This window comes from Trinickia dabaoshanensis (assembly GCF_002879885.1).
GTDB lineage: Bacteria > Pseudomonadota > Gammaproteobacteria > Burkholderiales > Burkholderiaceae > Trinickia > Trinickia dabaoshanensis.
Map to the genome: position 1 here is coordinate 39,266 of NZ_PNYA01000026.1, position 19,152 is coordinate 58,417.

Below are 19,152 nucleotides of genomic sequence, written 5' to 3' on the forward strand. Positions count from 1 at the left end.
GCCGCCGGCTTTCCCAGGAGACGAAAGATGAGTAGATCGTTGGTGCGCGGCATTGTCGCGTTGACCGTGCTCAGTGCCGCCGCGACCATAGCGGTGCCGGCTCGAGCGAAAACGGAGATCACGCTATCGCGTTTCTTTGGCGCTTGCGACGCCGAATACGGCAAGGTCAACGACGTGAGCAAAGCGTCGGGCGAGTGCGGCATCATCACGACGATCGTGAACGAGTTCAATGCGACGAACAAGGAAGATATCGTCGTCAAGCCGCAGATCATCGAATGGACGCCGTACTACACGCAGCTCGATGCGCGAATCCTAAGCCGCGACGTGCCGACCATCTCGGTCATGCACGAGGCCGTGCTCGGCGACTATGTGAAGCGCAACCTAGTCGAGGCGCTCGATGACGGGTTCAAAGCGGTCGGCATCGACAAGAACGACTTCACGAGCCAGGCCCATCGCGCCATCACGTTCGGAGGCAAGACCTATGCGCTGCCGTTCGATACACATTCTTGGCTCTGGCATATCAATCTGAATCTGTTCAGGAAAGCGGGGCTTCTGGACGCGAGCGGCAAGCCCGTCCTGCCCAAAACGCCCGATGAACTGCTCGCGCAGGCGAAGCAGTTCAAGGACAAGACGGGCTTGCCTTACTTCGCCGTGCCGATCGCCAATGAGTCGGCGGCGCAAACGCGCACGTTCTACACCTGGGTGTATCAGCAAAACGGGACGCTGTTTCCGAACGGTCCGACGAAGATCGATATGCACACGCCGGCTGCCGCCAACGCGCTCACGCTATACGACAAGCTCATGAAAGCGGGCGACATCACACCCGGGCTCGACTATGGCGCGGCGAACCAGGCATTCGAAAACGGCAAGGCCGGCGTGCTCATGTGCGGCACATGGGTGATCGAGGACTTCACCAATCTTGCCAACAAAGCCGGTACCGCGCTTGCAAATGGCTATGACGTCGTCCCGTTCCCGAATCTCTTCCAAAAGAAGGCGGTGTGGGCCGATGGACACTCGTGGGTCATGCTCAAGGGCGGGGCGAAGGACGAAAAGACACGGCACGCCGCGCTCGTCTTTCTGAAATTTCTATACGACCATGATGGCGATTGGGCTCGTACAGGCCATTTACCGGCGCGTCAGTCGGTGATCACGAGCGCCGCCTTCAATGCGCTGCCGCACCGCTCGGAAATCAAGGAGATCTCCACCACCGGATATGCGTTACCCAATACGGTGCCGCGGCAGTTCGCGATTCAACAGATCGTAGGCGAAGAGATCAGCAACATGCTCTCGACCGGAAAGTCGGTTGCCGATGTGCAAAAGCAAGCCGAACAACGCACCAACGCTTTGCTCGCGCGCTGATTTCATCGCAGGCTAGCGCGCCATTTACCTATAGCTCAAGGATGGATAGAGGAACACCATGATCGCTTCCCGCCTCATCGTCGATCGCGACTTCGTCATTTCCGAGCTCGACCGGCGCGTATTCGGCGTCTTCGTCGAGCATATGGGCCGCTGCGTCTACACCGGCATTTTCGAGCCCGGGCATCCCGAGGCCGGCGAGCGCGGCTACCGCAAGGACGTCATGGAATTGACGCGCGAGCTCGGCCCGACGATCGTGCGCTATCCGGGCGGCAACTTTCTATCGGGCTACAACTGGGAAGATGGGGTGGGGCCGCGCGAGAAGCGTCCGCGCCGCCTCGATCTCGCATGGTATTCGACGGAAACGAATCAGTTCGGCACGAACGAGTTCATCGAGTGGTGCAGGGCGCTCGATATCGAGCCGATGTACGGCGTGAACCTCGGTACGCGCGGCCCCGACGAGGCGCGCCGCTTTATCGAATATTGCAACCATCCCAGCGGAACGGCGCTCTCTGACCTTCGCCGCGAACACGGCTACGAAAAACCGCACGATATCAAATTCTGGTGCTTGGGCAACGAGATGGACGGACCATGGCAGATCTGTCGCAAGACGGCCGACGAATACGGGCGCGCCGCCCTGGAGACGGCGAAGGTCATGCGTTCGGTGGACCCCACGATTCAGCTTGCCGCATGCGGTTCATCCACGCACGAGATGCCCACCTACGGGATGTGGGAGGACCGCGTCCTCGACCACTGCTTCGAACAGGTCGATTTCATTTCACTGCATACCTACTTCGAGAATCGGCGCGATTCGACGGCGGAATTTTTCGGCAACATCGAAGTGATGGACCTGTTCATCAAGGAGATCGTCGCGGTGGCCGACAGCGTGGCGGCGCGCAAGCATTCGTCCAAGCGGATCATGCTCTCGTTCGACGAGTGGAACGTTTGGTACAAAGCACGCACTATCAACGACTTGCGCAAGCCGGGGTGGCCCGAAGCGCCGCGGCTCATCGAAGAGGTTTATAACCACGAAGACGCGATCGTGGTGGGCGGCGCGTTGATCACGATGATGAACAATGCCGACCGGGTAAAGAGCGCTTGTCTTGCGCAACTCGTCAATGTGATCGGCCCGATCATGACCGAGCCCGGTGGCCGTGCATGGCGCCAAACGATCTTCCATCCGTTTTCGCATGCATCGAAATTCGGTCATGGGCGCGTGCTCAAGCCGGTGATCCAATCGCCGAGTTACGAGGCCGAAACATTTCCCGAGATCCCCTATCTGTGCGCCGCCGTGGTGGACGATCGCGCCACCGGAACGACGGCGATTTTCGCGCTCAACCGTCACTTGAGCGACGACATGGAGCTCGACATCGAGTTGCGTGGGCTCGGTCGAGAACGAACGCTCGGTCAAGCGATCGAGTTGTATCATGCCAACATGAAAGCGGTGAACACGGTGGATGCGCCCGCGACGGTTGCGCCGGCGGTCAACGAGGCCGTGTCGGTCGATGGGGAGCGCGTGCGCGCGAAGCTCAAGCCGGGCTCGTGGAACGTGATCGTGACGACTGCCAAATAACGCGGCACGGACGCCCTTGTGCGCGATGCCTATGAAGGGGAAGTGATGTTCGAGCGCGAACCGATCGTTGGCAATATTACGACGCAGATCGCGAAGATAATCGGCATGCGTGTGGTCTCGGGCGAGTTCGCCCCGGGCGATGCGCTGCCGGTCGAAAGCGAACTATGCAGCGCGTACGGCGTGAGTCGAACGACGCTGCGCGAAGCGATCAAGCAATTGGCCGGCAAGCGGCTGATTGCCGTCTCCCCCAAAATCGGTACGCGCGTTCTGCCTTTCTCCGACTGGAATCTACTGGATCGCGACGTGCTCGCCTGGCGCCTGCACGCGCAATTCGATTCGAAGATCGTCGAAGATATCTTCGAAATGCGATTGTGTTTCGAGCCGCGCGCGAGCTTTTTGGCGGCACGTCACGGTAAAGAGGAAACGTTCCAGATCATCGAACGGCGCTATCTTGAACTCGCCGCGGCGTATGACCAATCGGCGAAGCACGGAGCGTCGGACATTCGGGCTGCCGCCGACGCCAACCTCGAATTCCACCTGGCGATTATCACGGCTTCGCAGAACGGTATGTTCATCACGATCGGCAACGCGATCAAAGCGGCGTTGCGCGTGTCGTCGGAAATGATGCAGCGGCAGGCCGCGCAGCCGAGCGAGGATCTCGAGCTGCACGATGCGGTGCGCAAGCACATCCTGGCGCGCGAAGCCGATGCGGCATCGAAGGCCATGACGCGCTTGCTCGAATCGTCACGCGACCGGATTCAACGCTATACGATCGCGCCGTGATCCGTATTGAGGTGTGCTCAGCGCACGCGGGATGAGGATGGCGCTACGACGAGCTGATCTCGCCGTAGCGCCGTGGCCTGCTTTACGCCTGCACGGTATCGGCGACTTCCTTGAAGTCTTCGATTTGATCGAAGTTCATGTACTTGTAGATCTTGTCGCCGTTGGCGGTGAGCACGCCCATGTCGGCCATGTACTCTTCCTTGGTCGGGATCTTGCCCAGACGCGAGCAGATCGCGGCCAATTCCGCCGAGCCGAGATACACGTTCGTGTTCTTGCCCAAACGGTTCGGGAAGTTACGCGTCGACGTGGACATGACCGTCGCGCCTTCGCGCACCTGTGCTTGGTTGCCCATGCACAGCGAGCAGCCCGGCATTTCGGTACGGGCACCGGCGGTGCCGAACACACCGTAGTGACCTTCCTCGGTCAACTGCTTTTGATCCATCTTGGTGGGCGGAGCCACCCACAGCTTGACCGGGATATCGCGCTTGCCCTCGAGCAGCTTCGATGCCGCGCGGAAGTGGCCGATGTTGGTCATGCACGAGCCGATGAACACTTCGTCGATCTTGGCGCCGGCCACGTCCGAGAGCGTCTTCACGTCGTCCGGATCGTTCGGGCAGGCCACGATCGGTTCGTGGATATCGGCCAGGTCGATCTCGATGACGGCTGCGTAATCGGCGTCGGCATCGGGGGACAGCAATTGCGGATCGGCCAGCCACTGCTCCATCGCCGCGATCCGGCGTTGCAGGCTGCGCGGGTCTTGATAGCCCTGAGCGATCATCCACTTGAGCAACGTGACGTTGCTGTTCAGGTATTCGATGATCGGCTCTTTGTTCAGATGCACCGTGCAACCGGCGGCCGAACGTTCGGCGGAAGCATCCGACAATTCGAACGCTTGCTCGACCTTCAAATCGGGCAAACCTTCGATTTCGAGAATGCGGCCCGAGAAGATGTTCTTCTTGCCCTGCTTGGCAACGGTCAGCATGCCTTGCTTGATGGCGTACAGCGGAATCGCGTTGACCAGATCGCGCAGCGTGACGCCCGGCTGCATCTTGCCCTTGAAGCGGACCAGCACCGATTCGGGCATATCCAGCGGCATCGTGCCGGTGGCGGCCGCGAAGGCGACCAAGCCCGAGCCCGCCGGGAAGCTGATGCCGATCGGGAAACGCGTGTGCGAATCGCCGCCCGTACCGACCGTATCGGGCAGCAGCATGCGGTTCAGCCACGAGTGGATGACGCCGTCGCCCGGACGCAGCGCGATACCGCCGCGCGTGCTGATGAAGTTCGGCAGCGTTTGATGCGTCTTCACGTCCACCGGCTTCGGATAGGCGGCCGTGTGGCAGAACGATTGCATGACGAGGTCGGCCGAGAAGCCAAGGCACGCCAGGTCTTTCAGTTCGTCGCGGGTCATCGGGCCCGTGGTGTCTTGCGAGCCCACCGACGTCATCTTCGGTTCGCAATAGGTGCCCGGGCGCACGCCTTGGCCTTCCGGCAGACCGCACGCGCGGCCGACCATCTTCTGCGCCAGCGAGAAGCCTTTATTGCTGCTGGCCGGCTGCTGCGGCAGGCGGAACAGCGTCGACGCGGGCAAGCCCAGCGCTTCGCGCGCCTTGGCCGTCAAGCCGCGGCCGATGATCAGAGGAATGCGGCCGCCTGCGCGCACTTCGTCGAACAGGACTTCCGACTTGACCTGGAATTCGGCGATGACTTCGCCATTCTTCAGGGCTTTGCCTTCGTACGGACGCAGCTCGACGACGTCGCCCATTTCCATCTTGGAGACGTCGAGTTCGATCGGCAGGGCACCGGCGTCTTCCATCGTGTTGTAGAAGATCGGGGCGATCTTGCCGCCCAGGCACACGCCGCCGAAGCGCTTGTTCGGAACGTAGGGGATGTCTTCGCCCGTGAACCAGAGCACCGAATTGGTGGCCGATTTGCGTGAGGAGCCCGTGCCGACCACGTCACCTACGTAGGCGACCAAGTGGCCCTTTTCCTTCAGCGACTCGATGAATTTGACCGGGCCACGCTTGCCGTCTTCTTCCGGGGTGATGCCGGGGCGTGCGTTCTTGAGCATCGCCAGCGCGTGCATGGGGATGTCGGGGCGCGTCGTGGCGTCCGGAGCCGGCGAGAGGTCGTCGGTGTTGGTTTCGCCCGTGACTTTGAAGACGGTGATCGTCAGGCTTTGCGGCACTTCCGGGCGGCTCGTGAACCACTCGGCGTCGGCCCAGCTTTGCATGACGGCGCGCGCGTTGGCGTTGCCCTTGTCGGCGAGTTCCTTGACGTCGTGGAACTGGTCGAACATCAAGAGGGTTTTCTTCAGCGCGTCGGCGGCCACGGTGCCCACTTCGGCGTCGGCCAGCAACTCGATCAGCGGCTGAATGTTGTAGCCGCCCAGCATCGTGCCGAGCAACTCCGTTGCGCGAGCGCGCGAGATCAGCGCACAGGCGGTTTCGCCCTTGGCCACGGCGGCCAGGAATCCGGCCTTCACGCGGGCGGCTTCGTCCACGCCGGCGGGAACACGGTGGGTGATCAGATCGACCAGAGCCTGCTCTTCGCCCGCGGGCGGATTCGTCAGCAATTCCACCAACTCGGCGGTCTGCTGAGCCGTTAGCGGCAGGGGAGGAATACCGAGCGCGGCGCGTGCGGCCACGTGTGCACGAAAGTTTTCAAGCATGGGGGACCTGCTGATATGGCGTTTCAGGGGCGGTTCGTCAGGTGCGCCGAGGGGGTTGCCGTTCCCCGGCGCGCTGCTTTCCGTACGCGATTCTATGCGCGATGGTGGCGGATCGTCAAATATCTTATATCTTATATAAGAGTTCGGAGGCGGATCACGGGGGCAGGGTGGGAGTAGGTTGGCTGATGTGGGAGCGGAGGCTGGATGTAAAAAGACCGCTGCCCTGTTAGGGCAGCGGTCTTTTTTTCGCAACGCCCGTTGGAGCGGTGAGCGTTATTGACCCGCCGGCGACTTCGTGGACGGCGTGGCCAGCGTATTGTTCACGCCATTAGCGGGCATGGCGGACGTCGAGCCCATATTGGCGCCGTTCGACTGTCCCGAGTCTTGCCAACCCGTGCCACTCTCGGAAGTCGTGGCGCCTGGCGTGCCATAGCCGCTGCTCGACATATCGGCCGGCGATTTCGTGCTCGGTGTGGCCAGCGTGTTATTGCCTTGCGCAAACGCTCCGCCCGATAGCGCGAGTGCGACGCCCGCAGCGATTAATGTACCGATAGTCTTGTTCATGGCCCTTTCCTCCTTAGTTGAACTCATAAAGAGTAGGAAAGCGAGCGCCGCTTATAAATCGCGATGTTAGCAATGGTGAATTTCGTTTCTCGAAGGCTGGCGGGGCGGGCTCGGCGATCATAGTTCCCCGATGTACTCGCCGCGCGCCGGATAATCGTGCGCGATGGCGAAATCGATAGCCTGTAACAGTTCCCTGAAATTTGGCCGCACGAACGGCATCGATTGGACCGAAAGATAGTAGATGGTCCGGTCCGGACGGATCAGAAACAAGCCGGGCTCGGAAAACCGTTCGGGCTCTTCGATCCCGATGGAAGTCTTGCCGCGAGAGGTCGAGATATAGAGGCCCCACTTGCGGGCATCGACTAACGAAAGTCCGTAGCCGAGACGCAAATCGTTGGCCCCGATCTTTTTCCCCATCTCTAGCGCGCGTGATTCGTTATCGGAACTGATCGCGATCGTCGTGACGTTTCGTTCCGCGAATTCCGGGGTCAATCGTTCGAGTTCCTTCAAATACATGGCGCAGATCGGGCAATGCAGTCCACGATAAAAACAAACTAGCGTCATGCGTCCGGGCGCGTCCGCGGCGAGATCAAACCGACCGTGGCTCAAGGTTTCGACGATGAGTTCGGGGGCGACTTGTCGAGGGATAAGCATGGCGAGACTCCTTTCTGGGCGGACGAACGGCGCCGGTTGACGATGAGACTCGACTCTCGCATACTTTTTGACATGGATAATCCGAAATACATGACTGAGCGTCCGGTGCCTGCGGGCAAGGTCGACCGTCTGTCCGCGTTTTTCAGGGCATTCGATTTGTCGGTCTCCGTGTCGGACCGTCCTACACCGGGGGCAGATGCACGCTTGATGGTCGTTGGCGACGCGCGGCAGTTGGCGCGGCAACTCGTTCTCGATACGGACTCGCCGCTGAGTGCGCCGGTTGATGGCCAGGTGCTCGTCGTAGCGTCGATCAGCTTCGGTGGATCGTCGAATCCGCTTATCGTTGCGTTGCCGGAGCGAGTCGTCGTGGATGTCGACGAATCGACCGTTTTGCACGGGATTGCAAGTGGGTTCGTGGAGGAGGCGTTAAATGCACGATGCGGTCAAAGCGCGGTAATCGGCCGGCTTTGCGAGGTCATGCTGTTGTTGGTGCTGCGACAAGTGATCGATGCCGGTACGAGAGCACCGGGACTTCTTGCCGGACTCTCCCACCCAGCGCTTCATCGCGCGCTGGTTGCGATGCACGATGCTCCCGATCGGCCTTGGCGCGTGGAGGACCTTGCGTGCGTTTCGGGGCTCTCGCGTAGCCAATTCATGGCTTCGTTTCGCCAGACGGTGGGCACGACGCCCAGCGCTTACCTCACGGCGTGGCGACTGATGCTCGCCCGGCGGGCGTTGGCCAACGGAGCCAAAATCAAGGCGGTGGCTCAGCGAGTCGGGTTTGGCAGTGCGTCCGCGTTCTCTCGCGCGTATGTGCGTGCATTCGGGCACCCGCCCATTGTGGCGCGGCACGGGTAGTTGCGGCGCGCCCGGCTATTTGTGACGGCGATCGGTCACTGCCCTAGTGCTTTTTTAAGGCAGGCTGTATAGGCGATTCTCGTGCCGCGTGGATCCGCGGCCTGCGGATGTGAGCCAAACAGTGTCTGAAGGTACGGCGCGTAGAGCCGTTCGTAGCATGCGTCGACTTGCCCGAGCGGTGCGCCAGTGATGTTCGCGACGCAGTTGTCGTGCTTTTGCCGAATGTCATCGGCGATTGCCTTCTCGTCGACGCTGTAGAAATCGGCGAGGTACGTCTCGAGTTTTGGGTTGCTCGCCAATTGATCGGCGAGCTGCTTACGCAGTTGGTCCGGCGTGACACCGTCGGCCCGCTCCTTGGCCAGCGTAGATTCGAACACTGAACTCGCCAGGCATGGGGTGATGTGAACCCACAGTGGATCGACGCCAGTCATGCGGCTCAATTGTTCTTCCGTCATATCGGCGTTTTGGGCGAATGCTTGGGGGACGATCATCGCGCTTGCGCAAGCGAGCAAGGCGAGGAGCATATGGGTACGAGACATAGGCGGGTCGTTCGGGTAGCTATGAACGGTGGCGGGGCGGCAGCGATAACACCGTGCAGACAGCGGTTGAGTGAACGTATTTCAATGGATGCGCGCGCAGGCGCGGGATAGCGGGTATATCGGCAGCGCCTGTGCAGACTTTATAGAGCTTGCGGCTGGGCACGCGCCGGGGCAAGCTCGTCCCGAGCGCTCGCGTTCGTATCCGTTGCCTCGCTATTGATTGCTTTCTACTGGGCGTGATAGAAAGCCTTAAATTCAGGGGCGACACATGCTTGAACGCGCAGCAAGGAAAGCATCGATGGATGACCACCCGCTCGACGAGGCGATATGGAATGCACTCACGGGCGAGCAAAGTCGCTTTGCGCTCGGCGGCGATAGGGCGTTACGGTTTCCGGCGGCCATCTCGCCCTTTGCGGCGATGGCCGATACTCATCCGGCGTCGTTCGCGGCTTTACGCGAACTCATCGAGGCGGAGGGACCGGCTTCTCTGCTTACACCGGACGAATTGGACGTTCCGGCCGGCTTCACGGTTATCTGGCGGGCCAAGCTGCTGCAAATGGTCTGGCAAGGCATGCTCGAGTCCTCAAGTACATGCGACCACGTCAGGCTCTCCGAAGCCGATGTGCCGGAAATAATGGCCTTGATCGCCGCCACGCAGCCCGGCCCCTTCGGGACGCGCACCATTGAACTCGGTTCCTATAAGGGTGTGCGCGAAGACGGGAAGTTGGCTGCGATGGCGGGGGAGCGCTTACGCGTCGACGGATATACGGAAATCAGCGCCGTCTGCGTGGACGCGGCGTTTCGAGGGCGAGGCCATGCGACAGGGCTCGTGAAGCAGCTGATCACGGCCATCAGCGCCCGAGGCGAGACCCCCTTCCTGCAGGCTCTCACGTCGAACCATGGGGCCATTGCGCTCTATCGCGCGTTGGGCTTCGTCGAACGGCGCGAGATGTACCTCACGGTGCTGGGCTAACTCGGGGTACTCACGCATTCGAATTTCCGCCACGTATCAGCGAGTATCGATCGATATCCGTTCTCAGCGTCCATCCTTGGCTACTCCAGTAGGAATGCGCGAGTTGGTTCGACTTGAGGACATCGACGTGACTTTTAACGATGCCGAGTCTTTCCAATTCGGCTAAGCACTTTTCGACAAGCGAATGGGCAATGCCCTTGCGGCGATGCGTCGGTAGCACGATGAGATGCTGGAGATATCCGCGACGGCCGTCGTGCCCGGACATCAGGCATCCCACGATTTCATCGTCGACAGTTGCAACGAAGCTCAAGCCGGGGTTCCGGTCGAGGTATCGTCGCGTGGCCTCGCGCGAGTCGGCGTCTCTGAACGTAATGCCCGGTGTCTGCTTCATCAAGTGGATGACCGCATCGTAGTCTTCTATGGTCATTGCCCTGATGGAAAACATTTTTGTGTTCCTCTGAGTTTCGATTGCCGTTGCGTTAGAAACCGCTACGTGGTTGCATGCAACGGCGTTGACTATGCTCCAGACTTGAGCGTTAGTCGCCTGCGACGTCACCCGTGCGGGCAACCGTCTCGAATTCGAGCTGCATGTGCTGATCCCATGCCGATACGCACGCTGCATCATCGCATTTCCGATCACGTTCATCCCAGCGGCGTTGGGCAAAATTTTCAAGGTCCGTTTGGTTCTTTGCAACGAGTTGCGCAATGAAATAGCTTTCGGCGAGACGCCAATCCGCACGCGTCAGGTCCGGATTTGCGCAGATCAAGTTCTCAGCCGTCGTATGTGCGCTTTTGCAGTCGAAGCTGGGCGCCAACGGATTCTTGATTGAGACTGCGTAAGGCGTGGATATCCATGGTCGCGGCGCGTTGACGAGGTTCCACATGCGCTCCCCCGCGTCCTGCGGTGGGCCAGAGTCGCCTTGGACAGCCTTTCCGAAAAGAACCAGCTTGTCATCGATCGCATCTTTTATGATCGAACTCAGTACAGACGTTGATGGCACCGCGACGGTTTGGACTCTTGGTGCAAGTGGCGGCACGATCTGTCCGAGCGTGGCAACCGAACAGGGCAGTGTGCAACGGATATCCAAGCTCTCCAACGGCTCGTAGTCGTGCTGGATATTGATCTCGTATTCATCGCCGTGGTGGCCGACGTACGAGGCCAGTACGAGAGGCGTGCCCGTAGTGCCGTTACGCCGCTCTTCCTCTCCGGGCGAACGCTCGTAACCATATGTCCCGTCGCGGTCGTACACGTAGTTGTGTCCGCTCTGAGCGGGCTCTTGGGACGTGCCCGGGATCGCTGAATTCTGCGCGGCGGATACTGCGCTATTGAACATTAAAGCGGTGGTGGTGGCGAACAAGAAAAATCGCGTGATTGAGAGCATCGTCGTGGGCGTGAACGGTTATGCGAGATCGTTTGGCGAATTGTCGGCGATTGAGCCGATTGGGTCGAGCGGTTGAATTTAACTCTGTCATGATGTGCCGTACACGTCGCGAATCATTTCGATCAGCTAACATGCTCGCTCCCAAGCTCGTTATGCGTGCGCCACATGGACGTGTTCTCGCCCAGCGAACGATATCTGCAGGATTTCCATCAACGCGTGCCAGGCGCGACGAGTGCTGCTTTTGCCGGTTTGCCGGCCGAGACCAGGTTTCGTACATACAAGTCTTCTTACGAGGTCCTCGCCGCTGCCGCGCTCGATTGCCCCGCTCATGGCACCATTCTCGATGTCGCTTGTGGCGATGGATATCTCCTTGGCCTTCTCGATGCGGCCTCGATCCCATCCAAGCTAATTGGCGTCGACCTCAGTGACGGCGAACTTGGCGTCGCCAGGCGACGCCTGCCGCGTCGAATACTTCTGCTGAGAGAGCTTGCGCAACGCATGTCTCTGGCAGGCGGGTCGATCGACGTCGTCGTGTCTCACATGGCCCTGATGCTCATGGACGACATCGAAGCCGTGCTCTCTGAGATTCACCGGGTTCTGATTCCCGACGGGAGATTTGCCGCGATCGTTGGGCGCACGTTTTTGTTGGGCGAGGCGAACGATATCTTCCTCGATATTTTTCGACCCATTGCGAAGGTTGATCTTCGACCGATGGCGATGGGGGATCGTAGAACGCGCAGCATAGACGGCTGGACAGGCCTCTTGGACAGCAATTTCCATGATCTAAAGATGGAAGACGTCGATGTCCCATGGCAACCGACGCTGGACGAACTCTGGGGTGCGCTTATCGAAACCTACGACATCGACAGACTGTCGGGTGCGGCTCGGCTCAAGCTGAGAGAGGCGCTTGTTGGAGAACTGTCCAGCATGCTCGACAGAGAAGGGCGGCTCCGTACCGGTTGGGGGCTTCGCCTGATTGAAGCACGCGCGACGAGGCTGCGCGAATGACATGACTGTGGCATTGTGCTACGCACAAGTCGCCGAATATCGCCCCGAACTTATTTTTATCGCCCGCGCCCCTCATGCCCCGCAAACCAGTCGCCGCATGCCAAGACTGGATATCGCACGCCAAAACGGCGGATGGTATCGAGCGGATAGAGGCTTGGTTTCAGGGCAACGCGTATGCGATGCATCGGCACGACACCTACGCTATCGGCCGTACGCTCGCGGGCGTGCAAAGCTTTAACTATCGCCGTGGCCGACGAGATAGCCTTCCCGGAAACACCATCGTCCTTCATCCCGACGAACCCCATGACGGCCAAGCCGGTACCGGAGAGGGTTTCCGCTATCGAATGATTTACATCGAGCCCGCGCTCTTCCAGGACGCGCTAGGCGGTTGCGCGTTGCCGTTCCTAGACGGGGGCGTCACGAACGATCCCCGTCTGGCGGCCGCAACCGAAACCTTGCTGCAAGGTATCGGCCACACGCTCGAACCGCTCGAACAAAGCGACGCATTAGCTGAACTCGCCCATGCGCTTGCCGCTGTCGCCGGACAGCCCCGCGTCCGCGGAAAGGGCGATTACCTTGCCGCACGCCGCGCGCGCGAATACCTGAATGCGAATTTCACGCGCACCGTCGCGCTCGATGAACTAGAAATGATCACGGGCCGGGACCGTTGGAGTCTTTCTCACGATTTCCGCACCTATTACGGCACGAGCCCCTATCGCTACCTGACGATGCGCCGCCTCGATGCCGTGCGTCGCATGGCGCTCTCGGGCGTGCCGCTCGCGATCGCGGCGGCAGATACGGGGTTCGCCGATCAGAGCCATATGACGCGTCATTTTGTGAAGACGTTCGGACAGACGCCGGGGCATTGGCTCCAAGTTGTGAGCGCCGTGCGGCGCGCCTGAACGCTTTCCCACGATCGTTCAAGACGCGGCCGGGGCGACCGCGTATTCTCGGCCCCACATCCCCACCTGCACGGAGAGCACGATGTCGGCGTCAACGCATTCTGAAACCACCCCCGCTACGCGCGGCCAATGCGAATCGATCGATTTGGTCGGCAAGATCGGATTGATCGACGGCCATTGGCAACCGCGCGTAGTCGCGGAAATGAACGACTACCAATTCAAAGTCGCCAAGCTCTTGGGCGACTTCGTTTGGCACGAACATAGCGATACCGATGAGACGTTCATCGTGCTGGACGGCGAGTTGCGTATCGATTTTCGCGGTGGACCGCAGGGCGATGGATCGATCGTATTGAAGGCCGGTCAAATGGGCGTCGTACCGAAAGGCGTCGAACATAAGCCTTGCGCCCAAGGCGAGGTGAAACTGCTGCTGATCGAGCCGAGAGGGGTGGTGAACACGGGTGACGGTGCAACGACCGAACGCACGGTGGCGAACGATCAGTGGATCTAAGGTGCACGCTTTAAGCGCGAAGGAGGGGGCGAATGCGCTAGCTCGCCCCCTCCTCGAAAGAAACCGCGCTGGCGCGTTTCTTTAACGCATACCGCCGCTTGCGACGATTCGTTCACCCGTGAGCCAGCCCGAGTCGTCCGATGCGAGGAATACGGCAATCGATGCGATATCGTCCGGCTGACCTGTCCGGCCGAGCGGCGTTTGACTCACCGCCATCGCTTCGAAGTCCGACCCGGCGATCCCCGCCGTGTGCGTACCTTCCGTGATCACGATGCCGGGATTGATCGCGTTGACGCGGATCTTTCTCGGTCCCAGTTCGCGCGAGAGTACGCCCGTGATTGCATCGACGGCCCCTTTCGTCCCCGAATAAACGGCGCTGCCCGGCGGCGTGATCGTAGTCACGACGGAACTGACGTTGATGACGCTCGCGCCTTCGTTCAAATGCTTGAGCGCAGAGCGCGTCGTGAGCAACACGCCGAGCACGTTGATATTGAACTGCCGGTGGAACTGCTCCTCGGTGAATTCTTCGATTGGGGCCAACTCATAGACGCCCGAATTGTTGACGAGGATATCGAGGCGCCCATACGTTTCGACGGCCGCGTCGATGATGCCTTGCGCGTCGGCAGCCTTGGACACGTCGCCGCCCACGGCAATCGCTTTACCATTGGCCGACGTGATCTCGGCGACGACGGCGTCCGCCCCCGCCTTGCTGCTGGCGTAGTTGACGACCACCGACGCGCCTTCGCGCGCCAAAGCTTTGGCGATACCTGCACCGATACCCTTGGAGGCGCCGGTCACGACGGCCACTTTGCCTGAGAGCTTGCCCATATCCATTTCTCCGATCGAATCGAAAGCATTGAAAAGAACCGGCTGCTGCCGAAGCCGACCGGTTCACGGTGAGATGAATGTAGACAGTCGACGTACTTCTAAAAAGCGGCTCGACGCGAATTGACTTGAGGGTTTTGACGAACAATCGGTTCGAAGCGCCTACGCGGCGGGTTTGAAGGGTTGAGGTCGCCGGCTCGATTCTTGGCGATCGACCATCCAGCCCGGATAGAAGGGCGGCAGTGCACTCACGGCGTCGAGCCGGGCCAGCTCTTCCTCGGTAAGGAGAACATCGACTGCGCCGAGATTGTCCTCGAGCTGTTCCACGCGTTTAGCGCCGATGATGACGCTCGTGACGTGGGGCTTCGCGAGTAGCCAGGCCAGCGCGATGCGGGCGACGGAAACGCCGCGCGCGTCGGCGATGGTGCGCATTTGTGCAACGCAAGGCCAGGCCCGTTCGAGATCCACCGGCGGAAAATCGAAATTCGTTCGCCGCGATCCTTCTTCCGTCGCTGCTCCCGGGCCGAATTTCCCAGAAAGCAAGCCACCGGCGAGAGGTGACCAGACGAGCAGCCCCATTTGTTCTTCGACGACGAGCGGCACCAACTCTCTCTCGATATCGCGCCCGGCGATCGAATAATAGGCTTGCAGCGTCTCGAAGCGCGTGGCGTGAAGGGCCGCGCTGAGCCCGAGTGCCTTACCGATTTTGCCTGCGCGCCAATTCGATACGCCCACGTATCGAACCAGCCCCTGCCGAGAGAGATCGTCGAGGGCGCGCAGGGTCTCTTCGACAGGCGTGACGGAATCGTTCGCGTGAATCTGATAAAGATCGATGTGGTCGGTTTGGAGCCGTTCTAGACTTCGCTGTACGGAATCCATGATGTGGCCGCGCGATGCCCCCTGATCGTTCGGGCCCGGGCCCATCGCGCCGGCTGTCTTCGTCGCGAGCACGATGTTGCTGCGCGGCACGCCGATGTCTTTCAGCGCTTGCCCGACGAGCCGTTCGGATTGACCGAAGGAGTAAATGTCGGCGGTGTCGATGAAATTGATGCCTTCGGCCAATGCGCGGGCGATCAACTGATTCGCTTCTTCCTGGCCGACAGATCCGATCGCGCGCCACATGCCGGCGTCGGCATTGCCGCCAAGCGTCATCGTGCCGAGACACAGTTCGGAGACGTATAGGCCGGTGCGGCCAAGCTGCTTATATTTCATGCCGGTTCCTCGAAGATTGGATTGAATATCGTGTGACGGCGGTCAGTTGGTTTGGTGTCTTCCCGACCGAAGCTGCGAGGCGATCAATGCGACGCGTGCCCCATAGCGGCGCGCCGTCTCGAGGTCACCCGGCGACATTTCTTCGGGCGATGCATCGGCCGGCGTTTGCGCCATCGGTCCGATATAAGAACCCATGCGGTTCAGATCGTCGCGCACGGACGCTTTCAAGTTAGCCGGCTTGATGTCCATGCTGACCCAGATACCGCTGTGCTGCCCGGCGAGTAGGACGAAGTATTCGAGCGTATTGAGTTTGTCGCCATTGATGCTCGCGCTATTCGTAAAGCCGCCGAAGACCTTGTTCTTCCATCCGCCTTCAAACCATGTTTTCGACGATGCATCCGCGAACTTCTTGAACTGCCAACTGGGTCCGCCCATGTAGGTCGGCGAGCCGAAGAGGATCGCGTCCGCGCGGGCAAGCGTTTCCCAGCCGTCCTGAGCTACGTTGCCGTCGGCGTCGATGGCGACGAGTACGGCGCCGGCACCTTCGGCGACAGCCGCTGCCATACGCTCGGTATGCCCGTAGCCGGAGTGATAGACGACGGCCGTTTTAACCGGCGAGGTGTGGTCAGTCATGTTTGCTTCCTTTCGTTTGACGGGGCCTCTTGCGAGGATATGGAGTGCTAGTCTATTGAGTCACTAATGAGTTATAAATGAGGCCAAATCGAACGGTCCGTTCCTCCTGCGGTGAACAATGCAAAACCTTGACGCACTTTTGATCTTTGCTCGAGTGGCCGAAATGACGAGCTTCACGCGGGCCGCTGAGAGCCTGGGTATCCAAAAGGGGCGTGTTTCCACGGTGATTCGTACACTCGAGCAAGAAGTGGGGGCGACGCTCCTGCATCGGACGACGCGCAGCGTGCAACTGACGGAAGATGGGCGCGCTTTTTATTCACGCGCGCGCGACCTCTTGGCTGAAGTGCAAGAGTTGCAGTCGATGTTCGCGGATAACGGCGCGCCGCTTCGGGGCAAACTGCGCGTGGACATGCCGACTGAGTTGGCGCGCGGCGTTGTCGTTCCGGCTTTGCCGCAACTGTTGTCGGCAAATCCGGAATTGGAGCTGGAACTGTCGAGCACCGATCGGCGCGTGGATCTCGTTCAGGAAGGGTTCGATTGCGTGATTCGTTTGGGCCCGATCGTCGACGAAACGCTGATCGCTCGGCCCCTGGGCAAGCTGCGCATGATCAATGCGGCGAGCCCGGGTTACTTAGCGCGCCATGGCGCGCCGCATACGTTAGACGATCTTCGCACTCAGGGGCATCAAATGGTGCACTACACGCGCACATTCGGCGGCAAGCCCCCAGGATGGGAATATCCGGACGGGGACGCATATGCCACACTTTCGCTGCCCGGGGCGATGCAGGTCAATAACGTGCAGGCCTATCATGCAGCCGGACTCGCGGGGATTGGGTTGATCCAGGCAGGTTCACCGGGCCTCGCCCAATACATCGAATCCGGGGCGTTAGTGGAAGTACTGCCGAATTTGCGGCCCCAGCCGTTGGACGCATCGATAGTCGTGGCACATCGGCGTAACCTTTCGCAACGGGTGAGGGCGTTTATGGGTTGGATCGAGAAGGTGATGCAGCCTTACTTTGATTGATGTGAGCGGGGCGCCTACGGCACCTGCGGTTGCTCATATGGACTCGCCGAGATTCGCGCTTTTTTAAAGCCGAGCCACGTCCATGTGACGCCGCTCCTGCGGTTGCCTTGCTGAACCGACTCTGCCTCCGCGTTAAGCACGAGGGCAAGGCCGTGAGCTTCGGCAAGCGCTATCGTCTCGGCGGCAGAAACATCAAACATGCGGCGGCCGATCGGCGTCGGCCCGTGACGCAGCGACATGATCAAATGACCGTCTTCCTCAATGAGTTTGCCGATCACGTGCATCCCCTGCTGCCGCTGCGACTCGTCAAGGTGCATCCAGACTGCGGTGATCAAGACAGCATTGAAGCGAAATGCGAGCTTCGTTATGGTCGCCAGTTCGGGAAGGCTGTCATCGAACCAGTGGATGTTGGGAGCAGGGTATAAGCTCGTCGCCGCCACACGTAGTTCGTCAACGGGCTCGACCGCCACGACTGAGTGCCCCATCGCCGCTAGAGCTGCGGCATCTCGGCCCATCCCGGAGCCTAAATCGAGAACGCGCGCTGGCGATTTCGGAACGAGATGCAAAACCGGGCGGTGAAGGTTCTCAAAAGAGACGTCACGCCATTTGGCGATCAGAGCGGGGGCCTCCTCGGCGTAGCCCTCGGTTCCGGGCACATTAGTTGACATTCGCTGGGCGGGGGGGGCAGGTGGACGGTATTCGATCCTACCGGTTTGATAAGGTCGGTGTCATTGGGCGGCAAGTCGCAGTGAACATCGCAGCGCTCGAATCCAGTCATCGCGAGCAGACCGTGATAGCTTGCACAAGTGCATCCTGCTCGCTTGGATTTCGAAAGAACGCTTCGAGGGTTGTGTGCTCCTCTTATGCCATCTCCTTCAGACAACGTTCGTTCACCGCAGGACGAGTAGAAATGCTTCGGACGGCAGCCGTGATGAACAACCCGAGAATCGTCAGCGTCACCACGACGCCTTTTACCCATTGTCGAGTCTCGAAGCTCGAGCCGTAGAGCTTGTGCCACCTAGGTTTCGTACTTACAGTCGATTCACACGCAGCCATTTCGCTCGCCCTATTTGATTAGCATGCTAATTATATGTTCCGTCGAATCCGTCACTCCAACGATTCCCGGACCGCTCGGATGTCGGTAACAGTCGCATCGAACAGAGTAGAACCAATTCGTTGTCGTAAACTCTTTGCGATCCGAGCGCTCGCTTGATTCAAAGGGTCGCCGATCAGCTTTCCGGATTCGGTAGGCTCCAACTGCCATTCACGACCGTCCGTTTCAGCTCGGCGGCGCGTAACCAGTTCCTTGACGCACAGGTTGTCGATCAGCCTTGTTGCGGTGGGACGTGAAATCCCCAGCACATCGGCAACCTCGCTGCCGAGGCAGCCGGGCTTAGCCAGGACGACGCGGAGTACGAACCCCTGTGCCGGCGTCAAATCGAAAGCCGCGTATGCGGCCGTCCACTCTCTTTCGACGAGGCGGGCCAACGAGGCGGAATTGAAGTAAAGGCAATGATCGAACATGTAGCCATTCAAACACAAAACGATTAGCAAGACAACTATATCGTGTGAAAAGAGTGTGCAGCCGGGGCAGTGCATGGGGAACTGCGGCTACACGGCGCCTTAGCGACCGTGCCATGGACCGATAGGCATCGCGTTGACCCGGGCCACCTGGGGCGTTGGCAGCATT

The 19,152-nt window shown here is 60.0% G+C and carries 20 protein-coding genes; 9 read left to right on the top strand and 11 right to left on the bottom strand.

The genetic code is table 11. From position 1 onward, the window contains the following. The first annotated feature begins 27 nt into the window (after positions 1 to 27). The 3 genes from C0Z18_RS24380 to C0Z18_RS24390 are packed head-to-tail and all read left to right on the top strand — an operon-like array spanning position 28 to position 3,712. Complete coding sequence (locus C0Z18_RS24380) at positions 28 to 1,359, top strand: extracellular solute-binding protein (RefSeq protein WP_102648019.1); 1,332 nt, start codon at positions 28 to 30, stop codon at positions 1,357 to 1,359. Positions 1,360 to 1,417: 58 nt separating this feature from the next. Then, a complete protein-coding gene (arfA, locus tag C0Z18_RS24385) occupies positions 1,418 to 2,929 on the top strand; it encodes an arabinosylfuranosidase ArfA (RefSeq protein ID WP_102648020.1) in 1,512 nt (503 codons plus the stop codon). Between the two features lie 18 nt (positions 2,930 to 2,947). Next, positions 2,948 to 3,712: a FadR/GntR family transcriptional regulator gene (locus C0Z18_RS24390; RefSeq protein ID WP_233217468.1), complete on the top strand. Its 765-nt coding sequence runs from the start codon at positions 2,948 to 2,950 to the stop codon at positions 3,710 to 3,712. A gap of 82 nt (positions 3,713 to 3,794) precedes the next feature. Here the strand turns inward: C0Z18_RS24390 and acnB are convergent, their stop codons facing one another. The 3 genes from acnB to C0Z18_RS24405 all read right to left on the bottom strand — a co-directional run bounded on the left by acnB (position 3,795) and on the right by C0Z18_RS24405 (position 7,598). Further along, positions 3,795 to 6,380, bottom strand: coding sequence for a bifunctional aconitate hydratase 2/2-methylisocitrate dehydratase (gene acnB, locus C0Z18_RS24395; RefSeq protein WP_102648021.1), 2,586 nt, complete (start codon positions 6,378 to 6,380; stop codon positions 3,795 to 3,797). A 273-nt stretch (positions 6,381 to 6,653) separates the two neighbouring features. Next, positions 6,654 to 6,944 carry a hypothetical protein gene (locus C0Z18_RS24400; protein ID WP_102648022.1) on the bottom strand — a complete coding sequence of 97 codons (291 nt, stop codon included), beginning with the start codon at positions 6,942 to 6,944 and terminating at the stop codon, positions 6,654 to 6,656. Positions 6,945 to 7,061: 117 nt separating this feature from the next. Next, positions 7,062 to 7,598, bottom strand: a complete 537-nt coding sequence (locus C0Z18_RS24405; protein ID WP_102648023.1) for a peroxiredoxin-like family protein — start codon at positions 7,596 to 7,598, stop codon at positions 7,062 to 7,064. A gap of 90 nt (positions 7,599 to 7,688) precedes the next feature. Here C0Z18_RS24405 and C0Z18_RS24410 point away from each other — a divergent pair, with 90 nt between their 5' ends. After that, positions 7,689 to 8,456 carry a helix-turn-helix transcriptional regulator gene (locus C0Z18_RS24410; RefSeq protein WP_102648095.1) on the top strand — a complete coding sequence of 256 codons (768 nt, stop codon included), beginning with the start codon at positions 7,689 to 7,691 and terminating at the stop codon, positions 8,454 to 8,456. Between the two features lie 35 nt (positions 8,457 to 8,491). Here the strand turns inward: C0Z18_RS24410 and C0Z18_RS24415 are convergent, their stop codons facing one another. Further along, a complete protein-coding gene (locus C0Z18_RS24415) occupies positions 8,492 to 8,995 on the bottom strand; it encodes a hypothetical protein (RefSeq protein ID WP_146014090.1) in 504 nt (167 codons plus the stop codon). A 268-nt stretch (positions 8,996 to 9,263) separates the two neighbouring features. On the opposite strand from C0Z18_RS24415, the gene C0Z18_RS24420 reads away from it, so the two are divergent. Beyond that, positions 9,264 to 9,968, top strand: a complete 705-nt coding sequence (locus C0Z18_RS24420) for a GNAT family N-acetyltransferase (protein ID WP_102648025.1) — start codon at positions 9,264 to 9,266, stop codon at positions 9,966 to 9,968. A 10-nt stretch (positions 9,969 to 9,978) separates the two neighbouring features. Here C0Z18_RS24420 and C0Z18_RS24425 read toward each other — a convergent pair whose 3' ends face one another. Both C0Z18_RS24425 and C0Z18_RS24430 read right to left on the bottom strand, forming a co-directional pair. Further along, complete coding sequence (locus tag C0Z18_RS24425) at positions 9,979 to 10,395, bottom strand: GNAT family N-acetyltransferase (RefSeq protein ID WP_233217470.1); 417 nt, start codon at positions 10,393 to 10,395, stop codon at positions 9,979 to 9,981. Between the two features lie 109 nt (positions 10,396 to 10,504). After that, a complete protein-coding gene (locus tag C0Z18_RS24430) occupies positions 10,505 to 11,326 on the bottom strand; it encodes a lysozyme inhibitor LprI family protein (protein ID WP_146014091.1) in 822 nt (273 codons plus the stop codon). 189 nt (positions 11,327 to 11,515) lie between these two features. On the opposite strand from C0Z18_RS24430, the gene C0Z18_RS24435 reads away from it, so the two are divergent. The 3 genes from C0Z18_RS24435 (at position 11,516) to C0Z18_RS24445 (ending at position 13,768) form a co-directional block, all read left to right on the top strand. Further along, positions 11,516 to 12,358: a class I SAM-dependent methyltransferase gene (locus C0Z18_RS24435; RefSeq protein ID WP_102648096.1), complete on the top strand. Its 843-nt coding sequence runs from the start codon at positions 11,516 to 11,518 to the stop codon at positions 12,356 to 12,358. Between the two features lie 74 nt (positions 12,359 to 12,432). Beyond that, a complete protein-coding gene (locus C0Z18_RS24440) occupies positions 12,433 to 13,260 on the top strand; it encodes an AraC family transcriptional regulator (protein WP_102648028.1) in 828 nt (275 codons plus the stop codon). Positions 13,261 to 13,342: 82 nt separating this feature from the next. Then, positions 13,343 to 13,768, top strand: a complete 426-nt coding sequence (locus C0Z18_RS24445) for a cupin domain-containing protein (protein WP_102648029.1) — start codon at positions 13,343 to 13,345, stop codon at positions 13,766 to 13,768. A gap of 81 nt (positions 13,769 to 13,849) precedes the next feature. Here the strand turns inward: C0Z18_RS24445 and C0Z18_RS24450 are convergent, their stop codons facing one another. The 3 genes from C0Z18_RS24450 to C0Z18_RS24460 form a co-directional block, all read right to left on the bottom strand. Next, positions 13,850 to 14,596, bottom strand: coding sequence for a glucose 1-dehydrogenase (locus C0Z18_RS24450; RefSeq protein ID WP_102648097.1), 747 nt, complete (start codon positions 14,594 to 14,596; stop codon positions 13,850 to 13,852). Positions 14,597 to 14,755: 159 nt separating this feature from the next. Continuing rightward, on the bottom strand, positions 14,756 to 15,805 hold the full coding sequence (locus C0Z18_RS24455) for an aldo/keto reductase (protein WP_102648030.1): 1,050 nt from the start codon (positions 15,803 to 15,805) through the stop codon (positions 14,756 to 14,758). A gap of 42 nt (positions 15,806 to 15,847) precedes the next feature. Continuing rightward, positions 15,848 to 16,438 (bottom strand): flavodoxin family protein, encoded by a 591-nt coding sequence (locus C0Z18_RS24460; protein WP_102648031.1) that lies wholly within the window; start codon positions 16,436 to 16,438, stop codon positions 15,848 to 15,850. 118 nt (positions 16,439 to 16,556) lie between these two features. On the opposite strand from C0Z18_RS24460, the gene C0Z18_RS24465 reads away from it, so the two are divergent. Next, a complete protein-coding gene (locus C0Z18_RS24465) occupies positions 16,557 to 17,462 on the top strand; it encodes a LysR family transcriptional regulator (protein WP_102648032.1) in 906 nt (301 codons plus the stop codon). A 14-nt stretch (positions 17,463 to 17,476) separates the two neighbouring features. Here the strand turns inward: C0Z18_RS24465 and C0Z18_RS24470 are convergent, their stop codons facing one another. Together C0Z18_RS24470 and C0Z18_RS24475 are read right to left on the bottom strand one after the other, a co-directional pair. Further along, complete coding sequence (locus C0Z18_RS24470; protein WP_102648033.1) at positions 17,477 to 18,130, bottom strand: class I SAM-dependent methyltransferase; 654 nt, start codon at positions 18,128 to 18,130, stop codon at positions 17,477 to 17,479. Positions 18,131 to 18,569: 439 nt separating this feature from the next. Continuing rightward, positions 18,570 to 18,986 (bottom strand): MarR family winged helix-turn-helix transcriptional regulator, encoded by a 417-nt coding sequence (locus C0Z18_RS24475; RefSeq protein WP_102648034.1) that lies wholly within the window; start codon positions 18,984 to 18,986, stop codon positions 18,570 to 18,572. Positions 18,987 to 19,152 lie beyond the last annotated feature (166 nt).